Annotated in this window: 19 protein-coding genes; 6 read left to right on the top strand and 13 right to left on the bottom strand. The window is 38.2% G+C overall.

Going from position 1 to position 24,540, the window contains the following annotated elements; genetic code table 11:
- Positions 1-489: 489 nt before the first annotated feature.
- The 5 genes from ihfB to serC form a co-directional block, all read right to left on the bottom strand.
- Positions 490-777, bottom strand: coding sequence for an integration host factor subunit beta (gene ihfB, locus AB4J89_RS07055; protein ID WP_006537420.1), 288 nt, complete (start codon positions 775-777; stop codon positions 490-492).
- 64 nt (positions 778-841) lie between these two features.
- The gene (gene rpsA, locus AB4J89_RS07060; protein ID WP_006537421.1) at positions 842-2,515 is read right to left on the bottom strand and encodes a 30S ribosomal protein S1; all 1,674 of its coding nucleotides are present in this window, start codon (positions 2,513-2,515) and stop codon (positions 842-844) included.
- A gap of 173 nt (positions 2,516-2,688) precedes the next feature.
- Complete coding sequence (gene cmk / locus AB4J89_RS07065; RefSeq protein ID WP_100159572.1) at positions 2,689-3,375, bottom strand: (d)CMP kinase; 687 nt, start codon at positions 3,373-3,375, stop codon at positions 2,689-2,691.
- A gap of 312 nt (positions 3,376-3,687) precedes the next feature.
- Entirely contained in the window at positions 3,688-4,974 is a 1,287-nt protein-coding gene (gene aroA, locus AB4J89_RS07070; RefSeq protein ID WP_368468710.1) for a 3-phosphoshikimate 1-carboxyvinyltransferase, read from the bottom strand.
- Between the two features lie 196 nt (positions 4,975-5,170).
- On the bottom strand, positions 5,171-6,259 hold the full coding sequence (gene serC, locus AB4J89_RS07075) for a 3-phosphoserine/phosphohydroxythreonine transaminase (protein ID WP_088493295.1): 1,089 nt from the start codon (positions 6,257-6,259) through the stop codon (positions 5,171-5,173).
- Between the two features lie 136 nt (positions 6,260-6,395).
- Between serC and AB4J89_RS07080 the strand changes: the two genes are divergently transcribed.
- Positions 6,396-7,826, top strand: coding sequence for an MFS transporter (locus tag AB4J89_RS07080; protein WP_368468712.1), 1,431 nt, complete (start codon positions 6,396-6,398; stop codon positions 7,824-7,826).
- Between the two features lie 68 nt (positions 7,827-7,894).
- On the opposite strand, the gene ansB is transcribed toward AB4J89_RS07080, so the two are convergent.
- Positions 7,895-8,932: an L-asparaginase 2 gene (ansB, locus tag AB4J89_RS07085; protein WP_368468714.1), complete on the bottom strand. Its 1,038-nt coding sequence runs from the start codon at positions 8,930-8,932 to the stop codon at positions 7,895-7,897.
- Positions 8,933-9,160: 228 nt separating this feature from the next.
- Here ansB and ycaO point away from each other — a divergent pair, with 228 nt between their 5' ends.
- From ycaO to AB4J89_RS07110, 5 genes are all read left to right on the top strand, one after another.
- Entirely contained in the window at positions 9,161-10,918 is a 1,758-nt protein-coding gene (gene ycaO, locus AB4J89_RS07090; protein WP_088493298.1) for a 30S ribosomal protein S12 methylthiotransferase accessory factor YcaO, read from the top strand.
- A gap of 672 nt (positions 10,919-11,590) precedes the next feature.
- The gene (gene focA, locus AB4J89_RS07095) at positions 11,591-12,445 is read left to right on the top strand and encodes a formate transporter FocA (protein WP_075673549.1); all 855 of its coding nucleotides are present in this window, start codon (positions 11,591-11,593) and stop codon (positions 12,443-12,445) included.
- A 54-nt stretch (positions 12,446-12,499) separates the two neighbouring features.
- Entirely contained in the window at positions 12,500-14,782 is a 2,283-nt protein-coding gene (gene pflB, locus AB4J89_RS07100) for a formate C-acetyltransferase (RefSeq protein ID WP_088493299.1), read from the top strand.
- Positions 14,783-14,890: 108 nt separating this feature from the next.
- Complete coding sequence (pflA, locus tag AB4J89_RS07105) at positions 14,891-15,631, top strand: pyruvate formate lyase 1-activating protein (RefSeq protein ID WP_023581312.1); 741 nt, start codon at positions 14,891-14,893, stop codon at positions 15,629-15,631.
- Positions 15,632-16,004: 373 nt separating this feature from the next.
- Complete coding sequence (locus AB4J89_RS07110) at positions 16,005-16,901, top strand: BPSS1780 family membrane protein (protein ID WP_088493300.1); 897 nt, start codon at positions 16,005-16,007, stop codon at positions 16,899-16,901.
- A gap of 86 nt (positions 16,902-16,987) precedes the next feature.
- Here the strand turns inward: AB4J89_RS07110 and allD are convergent, their stop codons facing one another.
- From allD to lolA, 7 genes are all read right to left on the bottom strand, one after another.
- Entirely contained in the window at positions 16,988-18,037 is a 1,050-nt protein-coding gene (allD, locus tag AB4J89_RS07115; protein ID WP_368468718.1) for an ureidoglycolate dehydrogenase, read from the bottom strand.
- A 257-nt stretch (positions 18,038-18,294) separates the two neighbouring features.
- Positions 18,295-19,119 carry a MetQ/NlpA family ABC transporter substrate-binding protein gene (locus AB4J89_RS07120; RefSeq protein WP_088493302.1) on the bottom strand — a complete coding sequence of 275 codons (825 nt, stop codon included), beginning with the start codon at positions 19,117-19,119 and terminating at the stop codon, positions 18,295-18,297.
- Positions 19,120-19,167: 48 nt separating this feature from the next.
- Positions 19,168-19,854, bottom strand: coding sequence for a methionine ABC transporter permease (locus AB4J89_RS07125; RefSeq protein WP_088493303.1), 687 nt, complete (start codon positions 19,852-19,854; stop codon positions 19,168-19,170).
- Between the two features lies 1 nt (position 19,855).
- Complete coding sequence (locus AB4J89_RS07130; protein WP_368468720.1) at positions 19,856-20,887, bottom strand: methionine ABC transporter ATP-binding protein; 1,032 nt, start codon at positions 20,885-20,887, stop codon at positions 19,856-19,858.
- 259 nt (positions 20,888-21,146) lie between these two features.
- Positions 21,147-22,436 (bottom strand): serine--tRNA ligase, encoded by a 1,290-nt coding sequence (gene serS / locus AB4J89_RS07135; RefSeq protein ID WP_088493304.1) that lies wholly within the window; start codon positions 22,434-22,436, stop codon positions 21,147-21,149.
- A gap of 118 nt (positions 22,437-22,554) precedes the next feature.
- Positions 22,555-23,904: a replication-associated recombination protein A gene (locus AB4J89_RS07140; RefSeq protein ID WP_368468722.1), complete on the bottom strand. Its 1,350-nt coding sequence runs from the start codon at positions 23,902-23,904 to the stop codon at positions 22,555-22,557.
- A 7-nt stretch (positions 23,905-23,911) separates the two neighbouring features.
- Positions 23,912-24,520, bottom strand: a complete 609-nt coding sequence (lolA, locus tag AB4J89_RS07145; protein ID WP_368468724.1) for an outer membrane lipoprotein chaperone LolA — start codon at positions 24,518-24,520, stop codon at positions 23,912-23,914.
- Positions 24,521-24,540 lie beyond the last annotated feature (20 nt).

Raw genomic sequence — 24,540 nt, forward strand, 5'->3', positions numbered from 1 at the left:
GTTTTATTGATACCATCTTTAACTCAAAAAATTCTATCATTCGATTCAATAAAATCATTTCTAGCATCCTTTCCAACAATCATTCTTTAAATATCATGATGTTATTATTTAGCTAAAGATAGGCTTTTAGGTCGTTTTTTAGTGATGCTTTATAAAAAGAAAAAGATCTCTTGTTACATACAATAAGTTTTGAGAAGAAACTCGTAAAAAGCAAAACAACTAAGTGATATAGGTAATTAAATAGAGAAATTAAAATCAAAGCAGAATAAAGTAATAAAAAAGAAAGGGGCTAGTGAGATAAAATTAATAGAACGAATCGTTCAATCCAGAATTGGGATTGAAGATTGAAGATTGAAGATTGAAAAAATTAGGGAGCAGAAAAATAAACTAAAAATGATAATAAGTGATAATAATAGGTAATAAAAAAACGGCACCTAAGTACCGTTTTTGAGAAAGTTAACTAACATCGTGCCATTTCGACAGGAGTTATTATTCCGTATAAATATTTACACGGTCACGTAACTCTTTACCTGGCTTAAAGTGTGGAACGTATTTACCTTCCAGATCTACTTTATCACCAGTTTTCGGGTTACGACCCGTACGCGGCGCACGGTAGTGTAGAGAAAAACTGCCGAATCCGCGGACTTCGATACGCTCACCATCAGCTAAAGTATCAGCCATATGATCAAGCATTTCTTTTACAGCTTCTTCAACCGTCTTAGCCGAAAGATGAGATTGTAGGCCTGCAAGTCTCTCGATTAACTCAGACTTGGTCATATTACCTCCCTAAACTACCGATAAATAGGCAACGATTAACGTTGCCTTCCGTTAATAACTTAAATTATTCGCCTTTAGCTGCTTTGAAAGCTTCAGCCATAGCGTTGTTTGAAAAACCAACTTCTTCTTTGTTGTTTACAGAAGCGATAGCGTCTTTCTCGTCTGCTTCGTCCTTAGCACGAACAGATAAGTTGATAACGCGGTTTTTACGGTCAACGCCAGTGTATTTAGCTTCTACAGCTTCGCCAACATTCAGAACCAGAGTTGCATCTTCAACGCGGTCACGTGAAGCTTCTGAAGCACGCAGGTAACCTTCAACACCGTCAGCTAATTCTACAGTTGCGCCTTTAGCGTCAACAGCAGTTACTTTACCAGAAACAATAGCACCTTTTTTGTGAGCAGACAGGTAATTATTGAATGGATCTTCTGATAATTGTTTAACGCCCAGTGAGATACGTTCACGTTCAGCATCAACTTGCAGAACTACAGCAGCGATTTCGTCGCCTTTTTTGTATTCACGAACTGCTTCTTCACCTGCAACATTCCAAGAAATGTCAGATAAATGAACCAGACCGTCGATACCGCCGTCTAAACCGATGAAGATACCGAAGTCAGTGATAGACTTGATTTTACCTTCAACACGGTCGTTCTTGTTGTGAGTTTCTGCGAACTGCTGCCATGGGTTAGATTTGCACTGTTTCAGACCCAGTGAAATACGGCGACGTTCTTCATCGATGTCAAGAACCATAACTTCAACAACATCACCAACGTTAACAACTTTAGATGGGTGAATGTTTTTGTTAGTCCAATCCATTTCAGAAACGTGTACCAGACCTTCAACGCCTTCTTCGATTTCTACGAAGCAGCCGTAATCAGTCAGGTTAGTTACACGACCAGTCAGTTTAGTACCTTCTGGATAACGTTTAGCGATAGCTACCCATGGATCTTCGCCCAGTTGTTTCAGACCTAATGATACGCGAGTGCGTTCACGGTCGAATTTCAGGACTTTAACAGTGATTTCGTCGCCAACATTGACAATTTCGCTTGGGTGTTTAACACGTTTCCAAGCCATGTCAGTGATGTGCAGTAAGCCGTCAACACCGCCCAGATCAACGAATGCACCGTAGTCAGTAAGGTTCTTAACGATACCTTTAACTTCCATGCCTTCTTGCAGGTTTTCTAATAACTGATCGCGTTCTGCGCTGTTTTCAGATTCGATAACCGCACGACGAGACACAACAACGTTGTTACGTTTTTGGTCTAATTTGATGACTTTGAACTCAAGCTCTTTGTTTTCCAGATGAGTTGTATCGCGAACTGGGCGAACGTCTACCAGTGAACCTGGTAAGAACGCACGAATGCCGTTCAGTTCAACAGTGAAACCACCTTTAACTTTACCGTTGATGATACCAACAACAGTTTCGTTTTCTTCGTAAGCTTTTTCCAGCATCAGCCACGCTTCGTGACGTTTAGCTTTCTCACGAGACAGAACGGTTTCACCGAAGCCATCTTCAACCGCGTCCAGAGCAACATCAATTTCGTCGCCCACTTGGATTTCTAATTCGCCTTGAGCGTTTTTGAATTGTTCTACAGGAATAGCAGATTCTGATTTCAGACCTGCATCAACCAGAACAACGTCTTTATCGATAGCAACTACAACGCCGCGAACGATAGCGCCAGGACGAGTTTCGATTGTTTTTAGGGATTCTTCAAAGAGTTGAGCAAAAGATTCTGTCATGTTAATGATCTTCAAGTAAATTTAATTAACGTCCATTTAGCATCCGGCCGAATGGGGTTGTTTCACATACCTCGTTACATCCTTTGTGACAAGGTCATCGGGCATTGTTGTGTTTTCATTAACACGTCAACCCGATTTTGATAATTACCTAGTATAAACGAAATAAAAATTAATTACGCTGATAATTGCAGATTTTTTTTAGCATAAGTCAACGATTTTTCAATGACTTCGTCAATAGACAAGCTTGTAGAATCGAGAATTAATGCATCTTTCGCCGCAACAAGTGGCGCAACAGCGCGATTCCGGTCACGGTAATCGCGTTCTTTTATCTCGGATAAAAGGCGCTCAAAGTTAACATTAAAGCCCTTTTCCTGCAACTGTAACATGCGACGACGCGCGCGCTCTTCTGCACTCGCTTCTAAAAATATTTTCACTTGAGCGTCAGGAAAAACAATTGTGCCCATATCTCGACCATCAGCAATTAAGCCCGGTGCTGTACGAAATGCGCGTTGACGACGTAATAATGCTTCTCTTACTCGAGGAAAAGTTGCAGCTTGTGATGCCGTATTCCCAACTGTTTCTGTTCGAATTTCAGTTGAAACATCTTCACCTTCAAGAATGACATTTAAGCCATTCTCATTAGGAATAAAACGCACATCCAAATTTGCCGCCAAAGGTACTAAAGCATCTTCGGAGGTGATATCTACATGATGATGTAAAGCTGCTAATGCCAATACACGATAAATAGCGCCAGAATCGAGTAAATGCCAGCCAAATGCTTTCGCTAATGCTTGGCATAATGTTCCTTTACCTGCTCCGCTAGGCCCATCAACAGTTATAACAGGGACGATAACCGCCATGAGTTTCTCCTTTTCGTGGGCACTGCATTTCTGTGTTTGTTGCTCTTATTACATTGATATAATAGGCATAGTATTCAAACAGAGAAAAACAGTATTAATATATGCGCGTCATTATACGCATACAATGTATAGGAAGAAACAAGCAGTTAAGCACTAAAGAGTCTTATTTAAGATTATTTTTTCGAGATGGATGTTTTTGAGAAAAAATTAGCCTAATTATAATAAAAAACCGGCAGTATTGTTCTTCAAAAAGCCCAATACTGCCGATTTAACTGATTTAATTTTGACTCATTTTAATTAATGATTTTCATATTAATTATTACGTTGAGAAAGTGTTTCTAATTTCTCGAAATAATCAGGGAAGGTTTTTGCGGTACATCCTGGATCAAGAATAGTAATTGGTGTATCAGAAAGCGCCACCAGCGAAAAGCACATCGCAATACGATGATCGTTATACGTTTCAATATCCGCAGTGGTTAACTGTTTTGGTGGTGTTACTTTTAGGTAGTCGTGCCCTTCTTCAACAATAGCACCCACTTTTTGTAACTCGGCAGCCATTGCCGCTAATCGGTCAGTTTCTTTTACGCGCCAGTTATAAATATTGCGAATAACGGTCTCCCCTTCAGCAAAAAGTGCTGTGGTAGCAATGGTCATTGCTGCATCAGGGATAGTATTCATATCCATATCAATGCCTTTTAACGTTCCACGCTCACACTCAATATAGTCCTCACCCCAGCGTACTTTTGCGCCCATTTTTTCAAGCACAGAAGCAAAATGAATATCCCCTTGTAAGCTGTTTTTGCCAATACCTGTAACTCGTACAGTGCCACCTTTAATGGCAGCCGCAGCTAAAAAGTAAGAAGCAGATGAAGCATCGCCTTCTACAAGGTACTTTTCTGGTGATTGATATTGCTGGCCACCTTTTATAACAAAGCGCTGGTAGTCTTGGTTTTCAATTTTCCCACCAAAGGTATTAATTAACGCTAAGGTAATATCAATATAAGGTTTTGATACTAATTCACCTTTAATGGTGATGATCGTATCTTGCTCTGCTAAAGGTGCCATCATTAATAAAGCAGTCAAAAACTGGCTAGAAACACTACCATCAACCTCAACATTGCCACCTAAAAAACCACCACGTAAGCGAATTGGTGGATAATCAGTCTGTTCAAGGTAGTCAATTTTTGCGCCACCTTGACGTAAAGCGTCAACTAAATGCCCAATTGGACGCTCTTTCATACGAGGTTCGCCAGTAAGAATAATATCATGCTGACCGAGATTTAATGCGGCCGCCAATGGTCTCATTGCTGTACCTGCGTTACCTAAGAAGAGTTCTAACGAGGAATTTGTTTTAAATTCGCCACCTAGTCCTTCAATATCACATACCGTATTGTTATTTGATAATTGATATTGCACACCTAAGGCTTTTAATGCATTAAGCATATGGCGAATATCATCACTATCTAATAAGTTGGTTAGACGAGTTTTACCTTTGGCTAAAGCCGCTAATAACAACGCACGGTTAGAGACACTTTTTGATCCTGGTAAATTAATAACACCTTCGATATGAGCGATAGGTTGTAATGTTAACGATTCCATAAACAGGTAAAAACTCCAATAAACAAGTAATTTAAGCGGGGATGCCATTTAATTAAATATAAAATTATTTAGGTACTTATATTTTTATTTATTAATTCTGTACTTGGTAACTCAATTTTAATTATTAACATCTTAAAGATTGAATAATAAGAAAACCTGTATTTTAAGCAGGCTTTCTTATTCTAGATTTTATTTATTACGCATGGCGTCGTTCAAAATCAGCCATAAAGTCGACTAATGCTTGAACACCTTCCAATGGCATTGCGTTATAAATTGAAGCACGCATACCACCTGATACACGGTGACCTTTTAATGCGACTAAACCTTGTGCTTCCGCCTCTTTTAAGAATACTGAATCCAGTTCAGGAGAAGACATTTGGAAAGGCACATTCATTAGTGAACGATTCTCTGTGGCAATACGATTGATATAAAAATCACTATTATCAATTGCACTATAAAGAAGTGCTGCTTTTTCATAGTTACGTTTTGCCATCTCTTGCAAACCACCTTGCTCTTTCAGCCACTTAAAGACCATACCTGATAAATACCAAGCAAAAGTAGGTGGTGTATTAAACATAGAATCATTTTCAGCAAGCACTGTGTAATCAAATACTGAAGGTGTTTCTTTGCGTGCTTTACCTAATAGATCTTCACGAATAATGACAATAGTTAAACCCGCAGGACCAATATTCTTTTGTGCACCCGCATAGATAACACCAAAACGGCTAACATCTATCGGTTGAGATAAAATAGAAGATGAATAGTCAGCAATAACAATTTTGCTGTCATCAAAATCAGGCTCTTCATGAATGGCAATACCATCAATGGTTTCATTTGGGCAATAATGCACATAAGCTGCATCAGCGCTTAATTGCCACTCTTTCATTGGTTTAACACCAATTTTGCCATCAACTTCTGTTTTAATTTTAATGATATTTGGCGAACAATATTTTTCAGCTTCTTCGGCTGCACTTTTAGCCCAATAACCACCATCAATATAATCAGCGCTTGCTTTATCGCCTAATAAATTGAGAGGTAAAGCAGCAAAATGACCTCGAGCACCACCGTGGCAAAAAAGAATTTTGTAGTTTTCTGGCACATTAAGAAGATCACGAAGATCTTGCTCTGCCTGACGAGCAACTTCAAGAAACTCTTTACTGCGGTGGCTAATTTCCATAACCGAACGCCCAAGTTCATGCCAGTTGCATAATTCTAATTCTGCACGACGAAGGACTTCTGCCGGTAACATAGCCGGACCTGCACTAAAGTTATATACCTGACTCATTCAAATTCACCCTATCTGAATATGTTTTTACAAAATGACCTTTATCGGTTGTATCATTCCCGTTAAATTGGCGCAATGATTATTGTGAACTAACGCATAATATGCAGCGCGTAAAAATAATGGTTAGGAGTGTTTTATGTCGGGGAGTGTAAATAAAAAAGAAGAAGCGAGCTGGGGAATGCTTCTTCATGGAAAAAATAGTCTAAAATCGCTCGCTTTAGCAGGAGGCGTCGCATTACACGCAATTAATGTCTATATTACGATCACAACGCTACCTTCAATTGTACGTGATATTGGTGGGCTTAATTTATATGCATGGAACACCACTGTTTTTATTCTGGCTTCAATTCTTTCTTCTGCATTAACTTCACGATTACTGAGTGCATTTGCACCTCGCAATAGTTATCTTTTTGCCACCATTTGCTTTTTAGCTGGCTCTATTATTTGTGCAACAGCACCCTCAATGCAGATATTGCTTTTAGGGCGATTTATTCAAGGCGCTGGTGGAGGAATGTTGCTGGCACTTGCTTACTCTTTAGTTCGAGTCATGTTTCCTCAACCACTTTGGTCCAGAGCCATGGCGTTAATGTCTAGTATGTGGGGAATATCGACATTATTAGGTCCCGCACTGGGTGGAATATTTGCTGAATATGATGTTTGGCGTGGCGCATTTTGGTCTATTTTATTTGTAGGCATTCCTTACGCTATTTTATTATTTACTATTCTTCCTACCGAAAATAATGCTGATAATATTGTCGCCAAAGCGCCGTTACCTTATCAACAGCTTATTTTATTAATGCTCGCTGTATTATCTATTTCTATTGGTAGTCTTTATAACGTTATTTTATATAACGCCTTATCCTTTATATTTGCTTTGATCTTTATTTTACTGTTAGTCAATATTGATAAAAAATCAAATAATGGCTTATTTCCTAAAGGAACATTTTCTTTTTCTGCACCATTAGCACCAATATATCTCACCATGGCTTTATTAGGGATCAGCGTACAAACAGAAGTCTTTGTGCCCTATTTCTTGCAAATTATCCATAACATTACTCCTCTACTTTCGGGTTATTTAGCGGCATTAGTTGGTGCGGGTTGGTCTTTCTCTGCCATTATGTCTTCATCAAGTAAACAATCTACTGCTCAGAGATTAATGCGTTTTGGCCCAATGATTAATTTTTCAGCCATTGTGATCCTTGGTTTATGTATCTCTAATGTTTTAACCATACCTTATGGGCAAATTATCATTATTTGTATAGCCCTCTTTTTTACAGGTGCTGGAATAGGTATGGCATGGCCCCATTATTTAACTCGTGTATTGCATGTCTCTCAAGGGCAAGAAGCTCAAAAAGCAGCGACATCCATTACGACTATCCAATTATTTTCAACGGCTGTTGGTGCCTCTATTTCAGGGACGGTGGTTAATATGGCAGGGTTAACAGATCCGGGTGGCATGATAGGTGCTCAAAATGCTGCACATTGGCTCTTTATTGTTTTTGCAATAACACCATTAATTGCTTTTTTTACAGCAAGAGTTGTTGTCTCTCGAGCTAAGACAAATTAGTCATTTCACTCTTTACAAATAACAAAGCCTCATTAATGAGGCCTTGTTATTATTCAAACTCTTTTAAATTAATACTTTTCGAAATTCTCTTGGATTTTCGCAGGCTCTTGCGTTTGTGTTAAAGATAATTGTAATAACACTCTCGCTTTTTGTGGGTTTAAGCGCTCTGATGCAACAAATCCATATTTTGCATCATCAACTTCACCATTTTGTGTAGTAAAGCCTACTGGTACACGGCTTGCACGCACAATAACCACACCTTTTTTAGCGCCATCGGCTAAGGTATCAAAAATATCAGTATATAAGTTGCCGTTACCAACACCCGCGCTGACAATACCTTTATAGCCATTATCAATAAAGGCTTTTGCTGGTAAATTAGAAGCATTGGAGTAGTTATAAACAATACCAACTTTTGGTAATTCAGTTAGTTTACTGACATCAAATACAGGTTTATCTGCACGAGGTAATGCGGCAGTGTAATAATGAACCTTACCGTTATGCACGTAACCTTGAGCACCTGCGTTAACAGGCTGGAATGCCTGAACTTCAGTCGTGTTCATTTTCACAACATCTTTACCACTGATAACTGCATTATTCATGGTTACTAACACACCACGATTTTCAGAGGCTTTATCACTCGCAATCACAACAGCATTAAATAGATTTAAAGGACCTTCGGCACCTAATGCTGTTGCAGGACGCATTGCACCCACCATAACGACAGGTTTTTTACATGCAGTGGTTAAATCAAGAAAATAGGCTGTTTCTTCCATGGTATCTGTACCATGAGTGATCACAAAGCCATCTGTTTTATCGCAGTCTGCATTAATTTTATTAGCCAGCTTAAGCCATACTTGGTCATTCATATCTTGAGAGCCGATATTCACGACTTGCTCGCCTTTTAAATTAGCGACTTTTTTAGCCTCAGGTACTGCATTAATCAATGTATCAATGCCTAATTTACCTGCTGTATAGCTTGATGTTGTTGCTGAATCGCCACCACCAGCAATTGTGCCACCTGTTGCTAAAATGGTGACATTAGGTAAGGCAAAAGCAGAACCACTGATTACAGCTAACAGGCTGGCGAGCAATGTTTTTTTCATCATCGAACTGATCCCTTATGAGTTTATAAATAAATCCAATTATGATGATTTAAAATTATTAATTCCGTGATAAATCAAACGAATTTATTAAAAAAATTCATATATCAAATAAATTATGAGTGATAAATATAGTTAGCCTTGGGTAAATGAGAGAAATTATTAGTGCATTACAGGGGATTTCAGTATCATGTGCCCCTAACTATCACCAGCAAAATATTGATGAAACCTGCCATGTCACAAACATTTATTCCTGGCAAAGATGCCGCACTGGAAGATTCTATCGCTAGCTTTCAGAAAAAATTAACCGACTTAGGATTTAACATTGAAGAAGCTTCATGGTTAAACCCTGTTCCTAACGTTTGGTCTGTTCATATTCGCGATAAAGATTGCCCTTTATGTTTTACTAACGGTAAAGGTGCTAGCAAAAAAGCAGCATTAGCTTCCGCATTAGGCGAATACTTTGAGCGTCTTTCGACCAATTATTTCTTCTCTGATTTCTGGCTAGGTGCTGATATTGCAGAAGGTGAATTTGTTCACTATCCAAGTGAAAAATGGTTCCCACTAACAGAAGATGATTCTGTTCCTGCGGGCTTATTAGATACACGCTTACGTGAATTTTATGATCCTGAAGGTGAGTTATGCGGTAGTGAGTTAGTTGATTTACAATCAAGTAATCATGATCGCGGAATTTGCGCACTACCATTTATACGTCAGTCTGATGAAAAGCCTGTTTATATTCCTGTAAACATTATTGCTAACTTATATGCATCTAATGGTATGTCAGCAGGGAATACAAAGAATGAAGCACGCGTTCAAGGACTGTCTGAAGTTTTTGAACGTTATGTAAAAAATCGCATTATCACTGAAAGAATTAGCTTACCTGAAATTCCTAAAGAAGTTTTAGCTCGCTATCCTGCTGTTATTGAGGCAATTGAAACATTAGAGCAAGAAGGTTTCCCAATCTTTAGCTTTGACGCATCTTTAGGGGGTCAATTCCCTGTTATTTGTGTCGTGTTATTCAATCCACAAAATGGTACATGCTTTGCCTCTTTTGGCGCTCACCCTGATTTTGGTGTGGCTTTAGAGCGTACTGTCACTGAGTTATTACAAGGCCGTAGCCTTAAAGATCTCGATGTCTTTAATCCGCCAAGCTTTGATGATGAAGAAGTCGGTGATCACACTAATCTTGAAACACACTTTATTGATTCAAGCGGTTTAATTAGTTGGGATCTTTTTAAGAAAGATGCCGATTACACATTTGTTGATTGGAACTTCAGTGGCACGACAGAAGAAGAGTTCCACACCTTAATGTCACTTTGCCAACAGTGCGATGCAGAAGTCTATATCATGGACTACTCACACTTAGGTGTTTACGCTTGCCGTATTTTAGTGCCTGGTTTATCAGATATTTATCCTGCTGAAGATTTACAATTAGCCAATAACATCATGGGTGTACATTGGCGCGACACTATTCTTTCGCTACCAACAAGCCAAGGCACTCAAGAAGAGTACCTTTCGCTTATTGGTCAGTTTGATGAAGATGGCTTAGACGACTTTACACGTATCAGAGAAATGATTGGTATTGCTCCGGGTAAAGATAATGGATGGAGCCATTTACGTGTAGGCGAATTAAAATCAATGTTAGCACTTGCGGGTGGCGATCTTGATCAAGCGCTCGTTTGGGTTGAATGGACTCAAGATTTTAATGCTTCTTTATTTACGCCAGAGCGTCAAAACTATTATCGCTGTTTACATAATCTCTTATTATTACAACAAGAGACTGAACGTGAACCAGCACAATATATGCACGCATTTTCTCGTATGTATGGCGAAAAAACATTACAAGCAGCCTTAAACGCAATGCAAGGTAAACAAGCATTTTACGGATTACAAACTATTGATCCTGACTTAGCTAATTTACCTGTTCATCAGTCGTTACTGGCAGCCTATGAGAAATTACAGAAAGCAAAACGTCAATCGACTAAATAAACCTATTTTGTTTAAGGTTATTTATTAAATAATAATTAATTTTAATTGAATAATAAGCGCGTATTTAAATTGAAACACTCTATTGAGAAGTAGAGTGTTTTATTTTGCTAAAAATAAAATATTGACAGATTTGTCAATATGACAAATTTGCCACCTGACAAAATTGTCAAAATATGGCAAAAGTGACGATTTAAGGCATTTAATATGACACTATAAATACATATTGAATTTTTGCACTAAGAATATCACTTAATTCTAGTTTAAATTGCTATTTGTTTAACCAGATCCCAAAAATTAAAAAACCTTATTTTTATAATGGATATATGTCTGGAGTAATCAATAAAGATTAACCACAAATAAAGTAATGTTTATATTTATAGCAAAAGTAAATAAGGCGTTAAATTTGATTTTTAATTCTTAACATACGGGGTTTAAATAATACTTTATATTTACTTTTTACTTTATTTATCCAGCTAGTCTAAAATTTTTTGATAATTTTTAAAAAATTTTTTTATTTTATTAATCAAATAGTTATAGCTAAAATAGCGGGTTTTTACGCACTAAAAACGGGATTCTAATGAGCGACCATGATCCATATCAATTTTAGAAGTAAGCCCCTTTGCTACTATTATTGCGTGCTATAATTATTCCAACATATAAGAGAGTGTTAGTATGAAAGCTGACAGCCCTTTTAATTTATTATCACCTGCTGATATGGCAAAAGTTGCCGATGACGCATGTTGTTATAAAGCAAATAAACAGATCCCAATGACTTACTTATCTGCATTTACTGCGGGAATGTTTATATCTATTGCTTTTGTTTTTTATATTACTGCTACTACAGGTACCGCATCTGTTCCTTTTGGGCTGGCTAAATTAGTCGGTGGGATCTGCTTCTCTCTGGGGTTAATGCTCGTTGTCGTTTGTGGCGCGGACTTATTCACCTCAACTGTTCTTACTATTATACCTAAAGCAACCGGACGTATATCTTGGGGCAAAATGTTTGCTAACTGGATAAATGTCTATCTTGGTAACTTTGTTGGCGCACTCTTTTTTGTCGCCTTAATGTGGTTTGCTGGTCAACATATGGCTGCAAATGGGCTTTGGGGGCTGAATGTTTTACAAACTGCGCAACATAAACTAGAGCACACGTTTATTGAAGCGGTTTGTTTAGGTATTCTAGCTAACTTAATGGTTTGTCTTGCAGTATGGATGAGCTATGCAGGTCGTACACTGATTGACAAGCTTTTTGCACTGATTTTACCTATCGGTATGTTCGTTGCTAGTGGTTTTGAGCACAGTATCGCTAACATGTTCCTTATTCCTTTAGGTATTGTTATTAAGAATTTTGCACCAGCAGAATTCTGGACTAAAGTAGGTGCATCATCCGAACAATTTTCAAATTTAACTGTATCAAATTTTCTCTCTAATAATTTATTACCTGTCACTATCGGTAACATTATTGGCGGGGCAGTCCTAGTCGGTCTGGTATACTGGTTAATGCATCTGCGCGGTGACAAACATTAATCCGTGCAGGTATGACTGATTTCTTAAGTTCCATTGTAAAAAGGTAGAAGTATCATGTCTGATTTAAATGAAAAATTTGCTGAAGCATGGAAAGGTTTTTCTGAAGGTGAATGGCAGAACGGTGTTAACGTTCGTGACTTTATTCAAAAAAACTACACTCCATATGAAGGCGACGAATCTTTCCTAGCAGGTTCCACTAAAGCAACTGATACACTTTGGGAACAAGTTATGGAAGGCATCAAAATCGAAAACCGCACGCATGCGCCGGTTGATTTTGATACTTCTGTTGCTTCAACTATCACATCTCACGATGCGGGTTACATCACTAAAGATTTAGAACAAATCGTAGGTTTACAGACTGATGCACCTCTGAAACGTGCGATCATCCCATTCGGTGGTATCCGTATGGTTGAAAGTTCTTGTCAAGCTTACAACCGTGAGCTAGATCCAGAACTGAAAAAAATCTTTACTGATTACCGTAAAACTCACAACCAAGGCGTTTTCGATGTTTATACTCCAGACATCATGAAATGCCGTAAATCTGGTATCTTAACAGGTTTACCAGATGCATATGGTCGTGGCCGTATCATCGGTGACTACCGTCGTGTTGCACTGTACGGTATTGAGTTCCTGCGTAAAGATAAATTTGCCCAATTCACCTCTTTACAAGAAAGAATGGAAAAAGGCGAAGATCTGGAAATGACTATCCAACTGCGTGAAGAAATCGCAGAGCAGCACGCTGCTTTAGGTCAAATCCAAGAAATGGCTGCGAAATACGGTTACGATATTTCTCGCCCAGCTCAAAACGCTAAAGAAGCAGTACAATGGACTTACTTCGGTTACTTAGCCGCGGTTAAATCTCAAAACGGTGCTGCAATGTCATTTGGTCGTGTATCTACTTTCTTAGATATCTACATCCAACGTGATATTGATGCAGGTTTACTGACAGAAGAACAAGCTCAGGAATTAATTGACCACTTAGTCATGAAATTACGTATGGTTCGTTTCTTACGTACTCCTGAATATGATGAGCTGTTCTCTGGTGACCCAATCTGGGCAACAGAATCTTTAGCAGGTATGGGTTTAGATGGTCGTACTCTGGTAACTAAGAATACTTTCCGTTTCTTAAATACCCTGTACACAATGGGTCCATCACCAGAACCAAACATGACCATCCTGTGGTCAGAACAACTGCCTATCAACTTTAAAAAATACGCAGCGAAAGTCTCAATCGATACTTCTTCAATCCAGTACGAAAATGATGACTTAATGCGTCCTGACTTCGACAGCGATGACTATGCAATCGCATGTTGTGTTAGCCCAATGGTTGTTGGTAAACAAATGCAGTTCTTCGGTGCTCGTGCAAACTTAGCGAAAACCTTACTGTATACCATCAATGGTGGTGTTGATGAAAAACTGAAAATCCAAGTAGGTCCAAAACATGCGCCAATCATGGACGAAGTATTAAACTTCGATACCGTGATGAACCAAATGGATCACTTTATGGATTGGTTAGCAACTCAGTACGTCACTGCGCTGAACGTTATCCACTACATGCACGATAAATACAGCTATGAAGCAGCTCTGATGGCACTTCATGACCGTGATGTATATCGTACAATGGCATGTGGTATCGCAGGTCTGTCTGTTGCTGCTGACTCACTGTCTGCAATCAAATATGCAAAAGTTTCTCCAATCCGTGATGAAAACGGCTTAGCGGTTGACTTCAAAATTGATGGCGAATACCCACAATTCGGTAACAACGATTCTCGTGTAGATGACATCGCTTGTGACTTAGTTGAACGTTTCATGAAGAAAATTCAGAAACTGCGTACATACCGTAATGCGGTACCTACACAGTCAATCCTGACTATTACTTCAAACGTTGTTTACGGTAAGAAAACAGGTAACACTCCAGACGGTCGTCGTGCAGGCGCGCCATTCGGACCAGGTGCTAACCCAATGCACGGTCGTGACCAAAAAGGTGCGGTAGCTTCTCTGACTTCTGTTGCGAAACTGCCATTTGCTTATGCGAAAGATGGTATTTCTTACACCTTCTCAATCGTACCTAATGCATTAGGTAAAGATGATGATGTTCGTAAAGCGAACCTTGCTGGTCTGATGGATGGTTACTTCCACCACGAAGCTGGCATCGAAGGTGGTCAACACCTGAACGTCAACGTGATGAACCGTGAAATGCTGTTAGAAGCAATGGAAGATCCTGAGAAATATCCTCAGTTAACTATCCGTGTTTCTGGTTATGCAGTTCGCTTTAACTCACTGACTAAAGAGCAACAGCAAGACGTTATCACCCGTACATTTACACAAACAATGTAATAAAGATAACTATATGCATTTATTTACTGAGAAAGTAGATAAAATCGCTTAGAATAAAGGCCCCTACTTTGGGGCCTTTTTATTAGACAGTTTTGGAGTAACCCTGTTATGTCCGTACTTGGTCGTATCCACTCATTTGAATCCTGCGGTACTGTTGACGGTCCCGGAATACGTTTCATTGTTTTCTTTCAAGGATGCCTAATGAGATGCCTCTATTGTCACAATCGTGACACATGGGATACTCATGGTGGGCAAATCGTCACAGTTGATGAACTAATGAAAGAGGCGGTTACCTATCGTCATTTTATGAATGCTTCTGGCGGCGGCGTTACTGCTTCAGGCGGCGAAGCAATTTTGCAAGCAGAGTTTGTACGTGATTGGTTCCGTGCTTGCCAGAAAGAAAATATCCATACCTGTTTAGATACTAACGGTTTTGTTCGTCGTTATGATCCCGTTATTGATGAATTAATGGATGCCACTGACTTAGTGATGCTCGACCTAAAACAAGTCAATGATGAGATCCACCAGAAACTGGTTGGTGTATCAAACCAGCGTACACTTGAATTCGCACGTTATTTAGCAAAACGAGGCCAAAAAACATGGGTTCGTTATGTTGTTGTACCGGGCTGGTCTGATGATGATGATTCTGCTCATCGTTTAGGCGAATTTATTAAAGATATGAAAAATATCGAGAAAGTAGAACTTCTTCCTTACCACGAACTCGGCAAACATAAATGGGTAGCTTTAGGAGAAGAATACAAACTAGATGGTATTCATCCACCGTCAAAAGAGACGATGGAAAATGTAAAATCAATTCTTGAATCTTACGGCCATAAAGTTATCTATTAAGTTATTCTACTTAATATTAATTTAAGAAGCAGCGGTTTTAAGCGCTGCTTTTTGTTTATAAAGTAACACCATATCGATACTAGAAAGCCTTATTTTTCATTTCTCTTCATCCCTCTTATTTTATATCTCTCTATTCTTGAAAGTACTTTCTAAGAAATAATATATTTTTCATAAGATTAATGATTTTTACGCTCTTCTCTATTCGGTTTTTTATTATTAAATATGAAACACGCTTATCAAAAAACCGAAATAGTCTTTATAAGATTATCCTTAACCTATATTAGCTTTAATACAGTTGATTAATAACAAAACAAAAAGATATTATAGAGCGCTTATATTTATAAACAAAAATATCGGGATTAAGGTACAGGAAATGGAACAAGACAATAATTCATCGCTAACAGAGCCACAAGAGGTATTTACGCCTATTCCTCAAGCGCGAGGCGCCTCAGGTGGTGTTCGCTGGTTAGGACTGGGATGGGATTTAATAAAAGAACGTTTTTGGATGTGGATAGGCGTTATTATTATCTACTTTATCGTTAGTCTTATTATATCAACCATTCTTGGATTTATTCCGCTATTGGGTCCAATCATTTCACCTTTTGTTACTACTGTATTAGCTGCAGGTGTCGTGGCTATTGCTCATCAGCAGTATGAAACCCAACGTATTGATGTTGATACCTTATTTGTTGGTTTCTATAATAAACGCTATCTTAGTTTGATGGGTGCTTACGGTATTAGTTTTCTCATTTTACTTGCAGGTATTATTCTGGCTATTTTAGTCAGCAGTGCCGCTATGATGGATATTTTTTATGCTATCAATAGCGATTATCCTGAAGAAATCATTGCTGAAATGATGGTGGATAACTCATCTGGATTTACATTATTTTTTATTATTATCGCTATTTTTGGTGCGTTAAGTACTGCTGCCTATTGGTTTGTTCCTGCACTTGTATTAGTTAATGGTTACAAGGCTCTTCCTGCGGTTAAAGCAAGCCTGTCAGCAGTAAAAATAAATTTAGCGGGTGGTTTCTTCTTCTTTATTTTGCTGTTCTTTATTATCGCGATTAGTGTTATTCCATTTGGCTTAGGGTTATTAATTACCATTCCTCTTTCTTACACTGCAATGTATGGCTCTTATCGTGACGTTTTTTATCACCATAATGTAGGAAATCAAGGAAATAACGGTGGAATTGGCGGAAGTGGTGGAAATGGAACAATTTCTCTAAATAAAACCGCTGAATCTAATATTGGTAAATTAGTTAGTTAATTCTTAGCATTAACTTGCTTAAATAAAAAAGCAGTAGAGCGTAAATTCTACTGCTTTTTATTGTCTAGAATAAATAGCTATTATCATTAACCCGCAAACGGATTTTTATTATCATAAGATTTATTATAAAGCACGTCAGAGATCAAATAGTTATAAATTTCATCAACAATTTCAATGCCTTCTTTTTCGCTTCTTTGTTCTTCTATTTGGCTATTCTCACCAGGATAAAGCACTTTCTCTACATCAGGAGCAGGTTTAATTGCATTTAATTCCCCCATAACCTGTGAGATATGTTCTCTAAATAGAGTGGCATCAGTAAAGAAAGCAGGATTGATAACAATATGCAATTGGCCTAATTCTCGCCCTTGTGTTAAATCGTGATACATCGAACTGACATGCTTTCCAAAAGGAAGTCCAAGTAAAATACCAGACAACACATCAACCATCATCATCAAGCCATAGCCTTTAGGTCCTGCAATAGGCAATAAACCTTTTACTGCAAAGGGATCGGTTGTAGGTTTACCACTTTCATCGACAGCCCAAGTATCGGGAATATCGACATGGCGTGAACGCGCATCTAACACTTTGCCCCATGCTTGTACGGTTGTTGCCATATCAAATGTAATATGTTTATCGCCTACTCCGGGAGCCGAAAAAGCGATAGGATTAGTGCCGTAATACACTTCGGAGCCGCCAAAAGGAACAACCATTGGATCAGATTGACACAGCGAAATACCTATCATTCCTGCTTGTGATGCCTGCTCGACAAAATAAGAAAGTGCGCCACTATGACCAATTCGTCTTACACCAACGACTGCGACGCCCTTCTCCTGTGCCATTTTAATTGCGCGTTCCATTGCGTCTTTCGCTGCAACATGCCCAGCACCATTATCACCATCAAATACAGCGCTACAGGGTCCCGTTTCTGTATAAGTAAAATCAGGAGCTGTATTTGTACCGCTTTTACTGATCCGTTCTGCATAATACTCTACACGCACAGCACCATGAGAATGAATACCTTTGGCATCAGCATGGACTAAGACATCAGCCACCGTATCTGCATGAGACTCACTCAATCCTGCATGATGTAATTTGTTTTTTATTAATTGATGTAACTGCTGTTTAGAAACTATCATAGAATATGCTCTTTTGTAGGGTTCTAATTAAATAGAAACGTCATAAAATAACTGAGGTAAATTCGAGCGATAAGTCTAATTTAACAGCATAAATAGGATCTGCCGTGATCGGTTTAACCAATGACGGATTGCGTTATATTTTTGTTAAATAGTCATTTCTTTATTAAAAACCTTTTTATAATCCCCCTTATAATAAACAAAAAAGTGGCATAATTTCTTACACCACTCTTTTACACATTAATTTAAAAATAGATTGATTATGGAACAGGAACAGCTTCACCTTTAAAGTTATCCAAAATAAACTTTTTGGTTTCAGGTGCTTTTAACTGTGCCATTAATTTAGCAATGCGTGGATCATTTTTATCTTCCTCTCTTATGACAATCACATTGGCAAACTTACTGTTAGCAGCAGGCTCTGTATAAATAACTTCTTTGGTTAAATCGAGCCCTGCATTAATGGCAAAGTGTCCATCAATAGAAGCGACATCCGCTTCTCCATTTTTATAAATTTGTGGCAATAATGGGCCATCATAGGTAAATAAAAACTTAATGTTACGAGGATTCTCAACAATATCATCAATTGTAGAGTCGTCAGGATCAATACCATCTCGTAATTTAATTATACCTTCATCTTGGAAAAGTTTTAATATATGTCCATGTTGAGCTAGATTATTACTGCTTATCATTTTTGCACCATTAGGTAAATCTTGTAAGCTTTTATATTTCTGTGAAAAAAAACGATATGGGTGCATATGTACTGCACCTGCTGATACTAATTTCCAATCAGGATGATCGGCAAGTGTTTTATTTAAATAAGGGACATGTTGAAAGAAGTTTGCATCTAATTCTTTTTCCGCTAATGCCTGATTAGGAATAATATAATCATTAAAAATTCGAATATCTAACTCTAATCCTTCTTTTGCTAATTGTGGTTTAATAAATTCCAGAATTTCCGCGTGAGGTGTACTTGATGCACCGATAATTAATTTATTTTCTGATTTTTCATCTGATGGTTTACAAGCAGAGAGCGCTAGGCTAATAAGTAGCAGTGATCCCAGTTTTTTAAATACTGTTAATTTCATTGTTATAACCTTATTTTAAATTTGATTTTTAATTGAAGTATTTTTTAATTAGCGTTTATCTATATTTCTTACAACACTATCTCCCAATAACTGAATACATAACACAATAAATAAAATCACTAATGTTGCAATCCAAACTACATCAAGATGGCTGCGCTGAAACCCTTCTAAATAAGCCAAATTACCTAACCCTCCCGCACCTATTGCACCGGCAACAGCTGTTCCACCCACTAAAGAAATCAATGTTACCGTTAAACCAGAAACAAGAGCTGGCGAAGATTCAGGTAATAACACCTTAAATATTAGTGTTGGTAAATTAGCGCCCATTGAGAGGCTTGCTTCTATTACACCTTTATCAACTTCACGTAATGCTAATTCAACCAACCTAGCATAAAAAGCAGCAGCTGAAATCACTAATGCAGGTAGTGCTGCATTAACACCTAATATGGTTCCCACAATTAATTTAGTAAAAGGAAACAATAAGATAATTAAAATAATAAAAGGAACCGCTCTAAAAATATTTACAATAAATGAGAGTGTTCTATATATAGAAACCTGCTCTTTATATCCTTCTTTTGCCGTTAGAAATAATGCAACACCAATTAAGATCCCTAATAAGCAAGATAATGCACCAGAAACAAGTGTCATATATAATGTATTTAATGTTTCTTCACCTAATACATTGAGTTTTAAATGAGGTAAATAACTATTAATCCAACTTTGTATTTCATCCATATCACACGACCGCTATATCAAATTTATTATTCTCAAGATATTGGATGATTTCATCCGATTTATTATTTAACTGTAAATAAATAAACCCACTCTCTTTCGAAAAACTACCTTTTATTAAATTAATAGGTTCATTAAAATTAGAAATTAAATCATAAAGTAAACAGTCATATTTTTTACCCTCTTGCAGTAACAGTTTTATTACTGTACTTTGCTGTTTTATATTATCAATATCATCACTGTTATCTGTTACATGTATTGATTGTGATAAAAACTGTTGTGTCACTTTATGTTTTGGCTGGTTAAAGATTTTTACTACTTCACCTTGTTCAATTATTTTTCCTTGCTCGATAACCGCTACTTTATTACATATTGCTTTTACAACTTGCATTTCATGTGTGATCAACACAATCGTAATATTCATTTTTTTATTAATTTCAGCGAGCAGAGCTAAAATTGTTTGTGTTGTTTTTGGATCTAATGCAGATGTTGCTTCATCACATAATAAAACATCAGGATTATTTGCTAATGCCCTAGCAATACCAACACGTTGTTTTTGTCCACCACTTAATGTTGATGGATATTCATCGGCTTTATCAGCAAGCCCAACTAACTCCATTAATTCGCCCGCACGTTGAAAACGTTGTTTCTTATCTAACCCTGAAATTTCGAGCGGAAATTCAATATTCGCTCTAACAGTGCGTGACCACAGTAAATTGAAATGTTGAAAGATCATACCAATTGAGTGACGGATTTTACGGATCTCACGTTCACTACTAGTGGTAATATTGTATTTACCAACAATCACTTCCCCTTTTGTTACAGGCTCTAAGCGATTCAATAAACGAATTAAGCTACTTTTCCCAGCACCACTATAACCAATGATGCCAAAGATATCTCCCTGCTCAATATTCAAATTAATATCATCAACAGCAACAGTTTGCTTTTTCCCTCGCTGATAAATTTTGCTGACATTTTTTAGTGTTATCATTTTAATCAACTCACTTATTAAATGGAAATCTAGACGGCTAAACATCTAGAAATCCAAATTAATGTTAATGAGAGGAATTGTCAAGCAGGGAATGAAAATGCGATAAACAAAAATGACATACCTTAGAATTAAATTATTTCTATTGCTTCTATTATTGAATTTTTACTTTGGAAATAATTTATTTTATGAATTTAATCTCCAATATAAGATAAATTAATGGTGATATATATTTACTACAGATAATAAAAAACCCTCTGCCTAAACAGAGGGTTAAATTATTAATACTCAATTAATTAGAGAATAATTAACCGATATATTCTAAACCGTTCATGTATGGACGTAACACTTCTGGAATTTCAATACGGCCATCAGCCATTTGATAGTTTTCCATAATTGCAACTAAAGTACGACCTACTGCTAAACCAGAGCCATTTAAGGTATGAACAAGTTGAATTTTCTTGTCACCTTTAGAACGGAAGCGTGCTTGCATACGACGTGCTTGGAAATCCCACATATTTGAGCATGAAGAAATTTCACGGTAAGTATTTTGAGCCGGAACCCAAACTTCTAAGTCATAAGTTTTGCGTGAACCAAAACCGATATCACCGGTGCAAAGCACAACTTTGCGATATGGCAGATTCAGTAATTGCAGTACTTTTTCAGCATGACCCGTTAGCTCTTCTAATGCTTCCATTGATTTTTCAGGATGAGCAATTTGAACCAGCTCAACTTTATCAAATTGGTGCATACGAATAAGGCCACGAGTATCACGACCATAAGAGCCTGCTTCTGAACGGAAACATGGTGTATGAGCCGTCATTTTCAATGGTAAGTCGTCTTCTTCAAGAATAACGTCTCTTACCATATTTGTCACAGGCACTTCTGCTGTTGGAATAAGCGCGTATTGGCTTTCTGCTTCTTCTTCTAACGGTTTAGTGTGGAATAAGTCTTCACTAAATTTAGGTAACTGACCTGTACCGTACAGAGTTGCGTGGTTGACCAAGTAAGGAACATACATTTCTTGGTAGCCGTGCTCTTCTGTATGCAAATTCAGCATAAATTGTGTGATAGCACGATGTAAACGTGCAACTTGACCTTTCATCACAACAAAACGTGAACCAGTGATTTTCACCGCAGAAGCAAAATCTAAACCATCTGTTAGTTCACCTAAAGTCACATGATCTTTTAATTCAAAATCATAAGTCTTTGGTGTGCCCCAACGAGAAACTTCAACGTTTTCACTGTCATCTTTGCCATTTGGAACAGCATCATCTGGCATGTTAGGGATCGTTAAAACGTAATCACGAATTTCCGCTTGAAGCACTTCAAGTTCGGCTTTTGCAGCTTCAAGTTTTTCACCTAACAGGTTAACTTCTTGACGAAGTGGCTCAATATCTTCACCACGCGCTTTTGCCGCACCAATGGACTTCGATCGAGAATTACGTTCTGCTTGCAGGGATTCAGTTTCAACTTGTAACACCTTACGGCGTTCTTCTTGTTGACGGATTTTTTCCACATCGAGGGTGAACCCCCTGCGAGCCAGTTTTTCGGCGACCGCGTCTAGCTCATTACGCAGTAGATTTGGATCGAGCATGCTTATCCTGTGCTTATTGATAGATTAATAAAAACCTTCTCTCCTATCTTATAAAAAAGATATCTGAGACAAGGCATAGTTAAGAAATTAATGATAATTTAATAACCTTACCGCATCTTTACATTTTGCGATAGCGTTTTGTAACACTATTTTGATCTTGTTGAGAAAGCCAGTCTAATTTCTCTGCAACCTTGATCTCTAACCCTCTTTTTACTGGGTAATAGTACTGCGTATTTGCCATTTCTTTAGGGAAATAGACCTCTCCAGCCGCGTAAGCATTAGGCTCATCATGAGCATAACGATATTCAGCACCCAGTCCCATTTCTTTCATTAATTTTGTTGGTGCATTACGCAAATGCTCAGGTACATCATAATCAGGCTTACTTTTGGCATCAGCAATGGCTGCTTTAAATGCAGTATAAACAGCATTACTTTTTGGTGCGCAAGCCAGATACACAATTGCTTGAGCAATAGCGCGCTCACCTTCTGCGGGACCAACACGAGTAAAGCAATCCCATGCAGCAATTGCCACTTGCATGGCGCGAGGATCGGCATTCCCCACATCTTCTGACGCAATCGCCAATAAGCGACGAGCCACATAAAGTGGATCGCCACCTGTTGTTATGATCCGTGCATACCAATAAAGAGCGGCATCAGGTGCAGATCCCCTTACAGACTTATGTAATGCAGAGATTAGATCGTAAAAGCGATCACCTTTATTATCAAAACGAGCACTACGCTCACCACTGATTTCTGTCAGTAATGCCGGCGTTAATACTCGTTTTCCTTGATTATCGACCTCAGCAATATCCGCCATCATTTCAAGCAAATTTAGTGAACGACGGGCATCACCATTAACCAGTTGTGCAATCATTTTGCGCGTATCATCTGGCAGGATAATATTGCGTCCGCCTAAACCTCGCTCTGGATCGTCTAGCGCTTGTTGTAGCACTTGCTCAATATCAGCTTCAGTTAACGAACGTAATAGATAAACTCTTGCTCTGGATAGCAACGCGGAATTTAATTCAAAAGAGGGATTTTCGGTTGTTGCACCAATAAAAGTGATCGTACCGTCTTCAATATGGGGCAAAAATGCATCTTGTTGACTCTTATTAAAGCGGTGAACTTCATCAACAAACAGGATCGTTCTACGCCCTGCATTGCGATTTTGGCGCGCAATTTCAATAGATTCTCTGATTTCTTTAATACCCGAAGTCACCGCAGATAAGCGTTCTATATCGGCTTGCGCATAGCGACCAATGATCTCGGCAAGGGTAGTTTTACCCGTGCCAGGAGGTCCCCATAAGATCATGGAATGCAATTGACCCGCTTTAATTGCTCGAGGTAATGGCTTACCTTCAGCAAGTAAATGCGTTTGTCCGATATATTGTTCCAACGTTTCAGGTCGCATTCTTGCGGCTAAAGGTTGGAACTCATTGCGTGAAAAATCGAGTGATAAATTACTCAAAATATCCTCACTGACGTTGGTCGTCCACAGTCACACCCGCAGGAGGTGTAAAACGAAACACGGATGCATCGATTGGCGCAGCAGTCTGTGCAGTCAATTGATAATTGCTTACTTGACCGTCTTGTTCTGTGGCGGCAAATTGCTGAATTTGTCCGTTAGGTAATACAGTTATTGTGAAATGTTTTAAGTTATTTTCTACTTTAGGTGTTAACTCAAAACGATCACCAGACTGTTTTACATCATAATTTTGCCACTCTTTGCTGTCATTACGGGCGATCAGCATAAAAGGCGTATTGGTTGTAGAACGCTCAAGCCAAGTTGCAGTGACTTGCTCGACAAAAGGATTGTAAAACCACAATGTTTTGCCATCAGAGATAAGTGTACTCTCATCCGGTGCTGTCATTTGCCAATTAAACAAATCAGGGCGTTGTACTTTTAAACTTCCTTCCCCTTTTTGAATAAGTGAGCCTTCATTACTGGTCACGGTTTGACTAAAGTTCGCTTGAAAACTATTTACTTTATTTAATCGTTGTTGCAAATCCTGACGTGCATCAGCCCAAGCGGCTTGGCTACTTATTAATGTCATCGCACACACTGCAAATAATACTTTTTTCATTCTACAAGCCTCGGCATGAG

The sequence above is a fragment of the Proteus sp. STS61-E genome (assembly GCF_040932335.1).
Classification (GTDB): domain Bacteria; phylum Pseudomonadota; class Gammaproteobacteria; order Enterobacterales; family Enterobacteriaceae; genus Proteus; species Proteus mirabilis_B.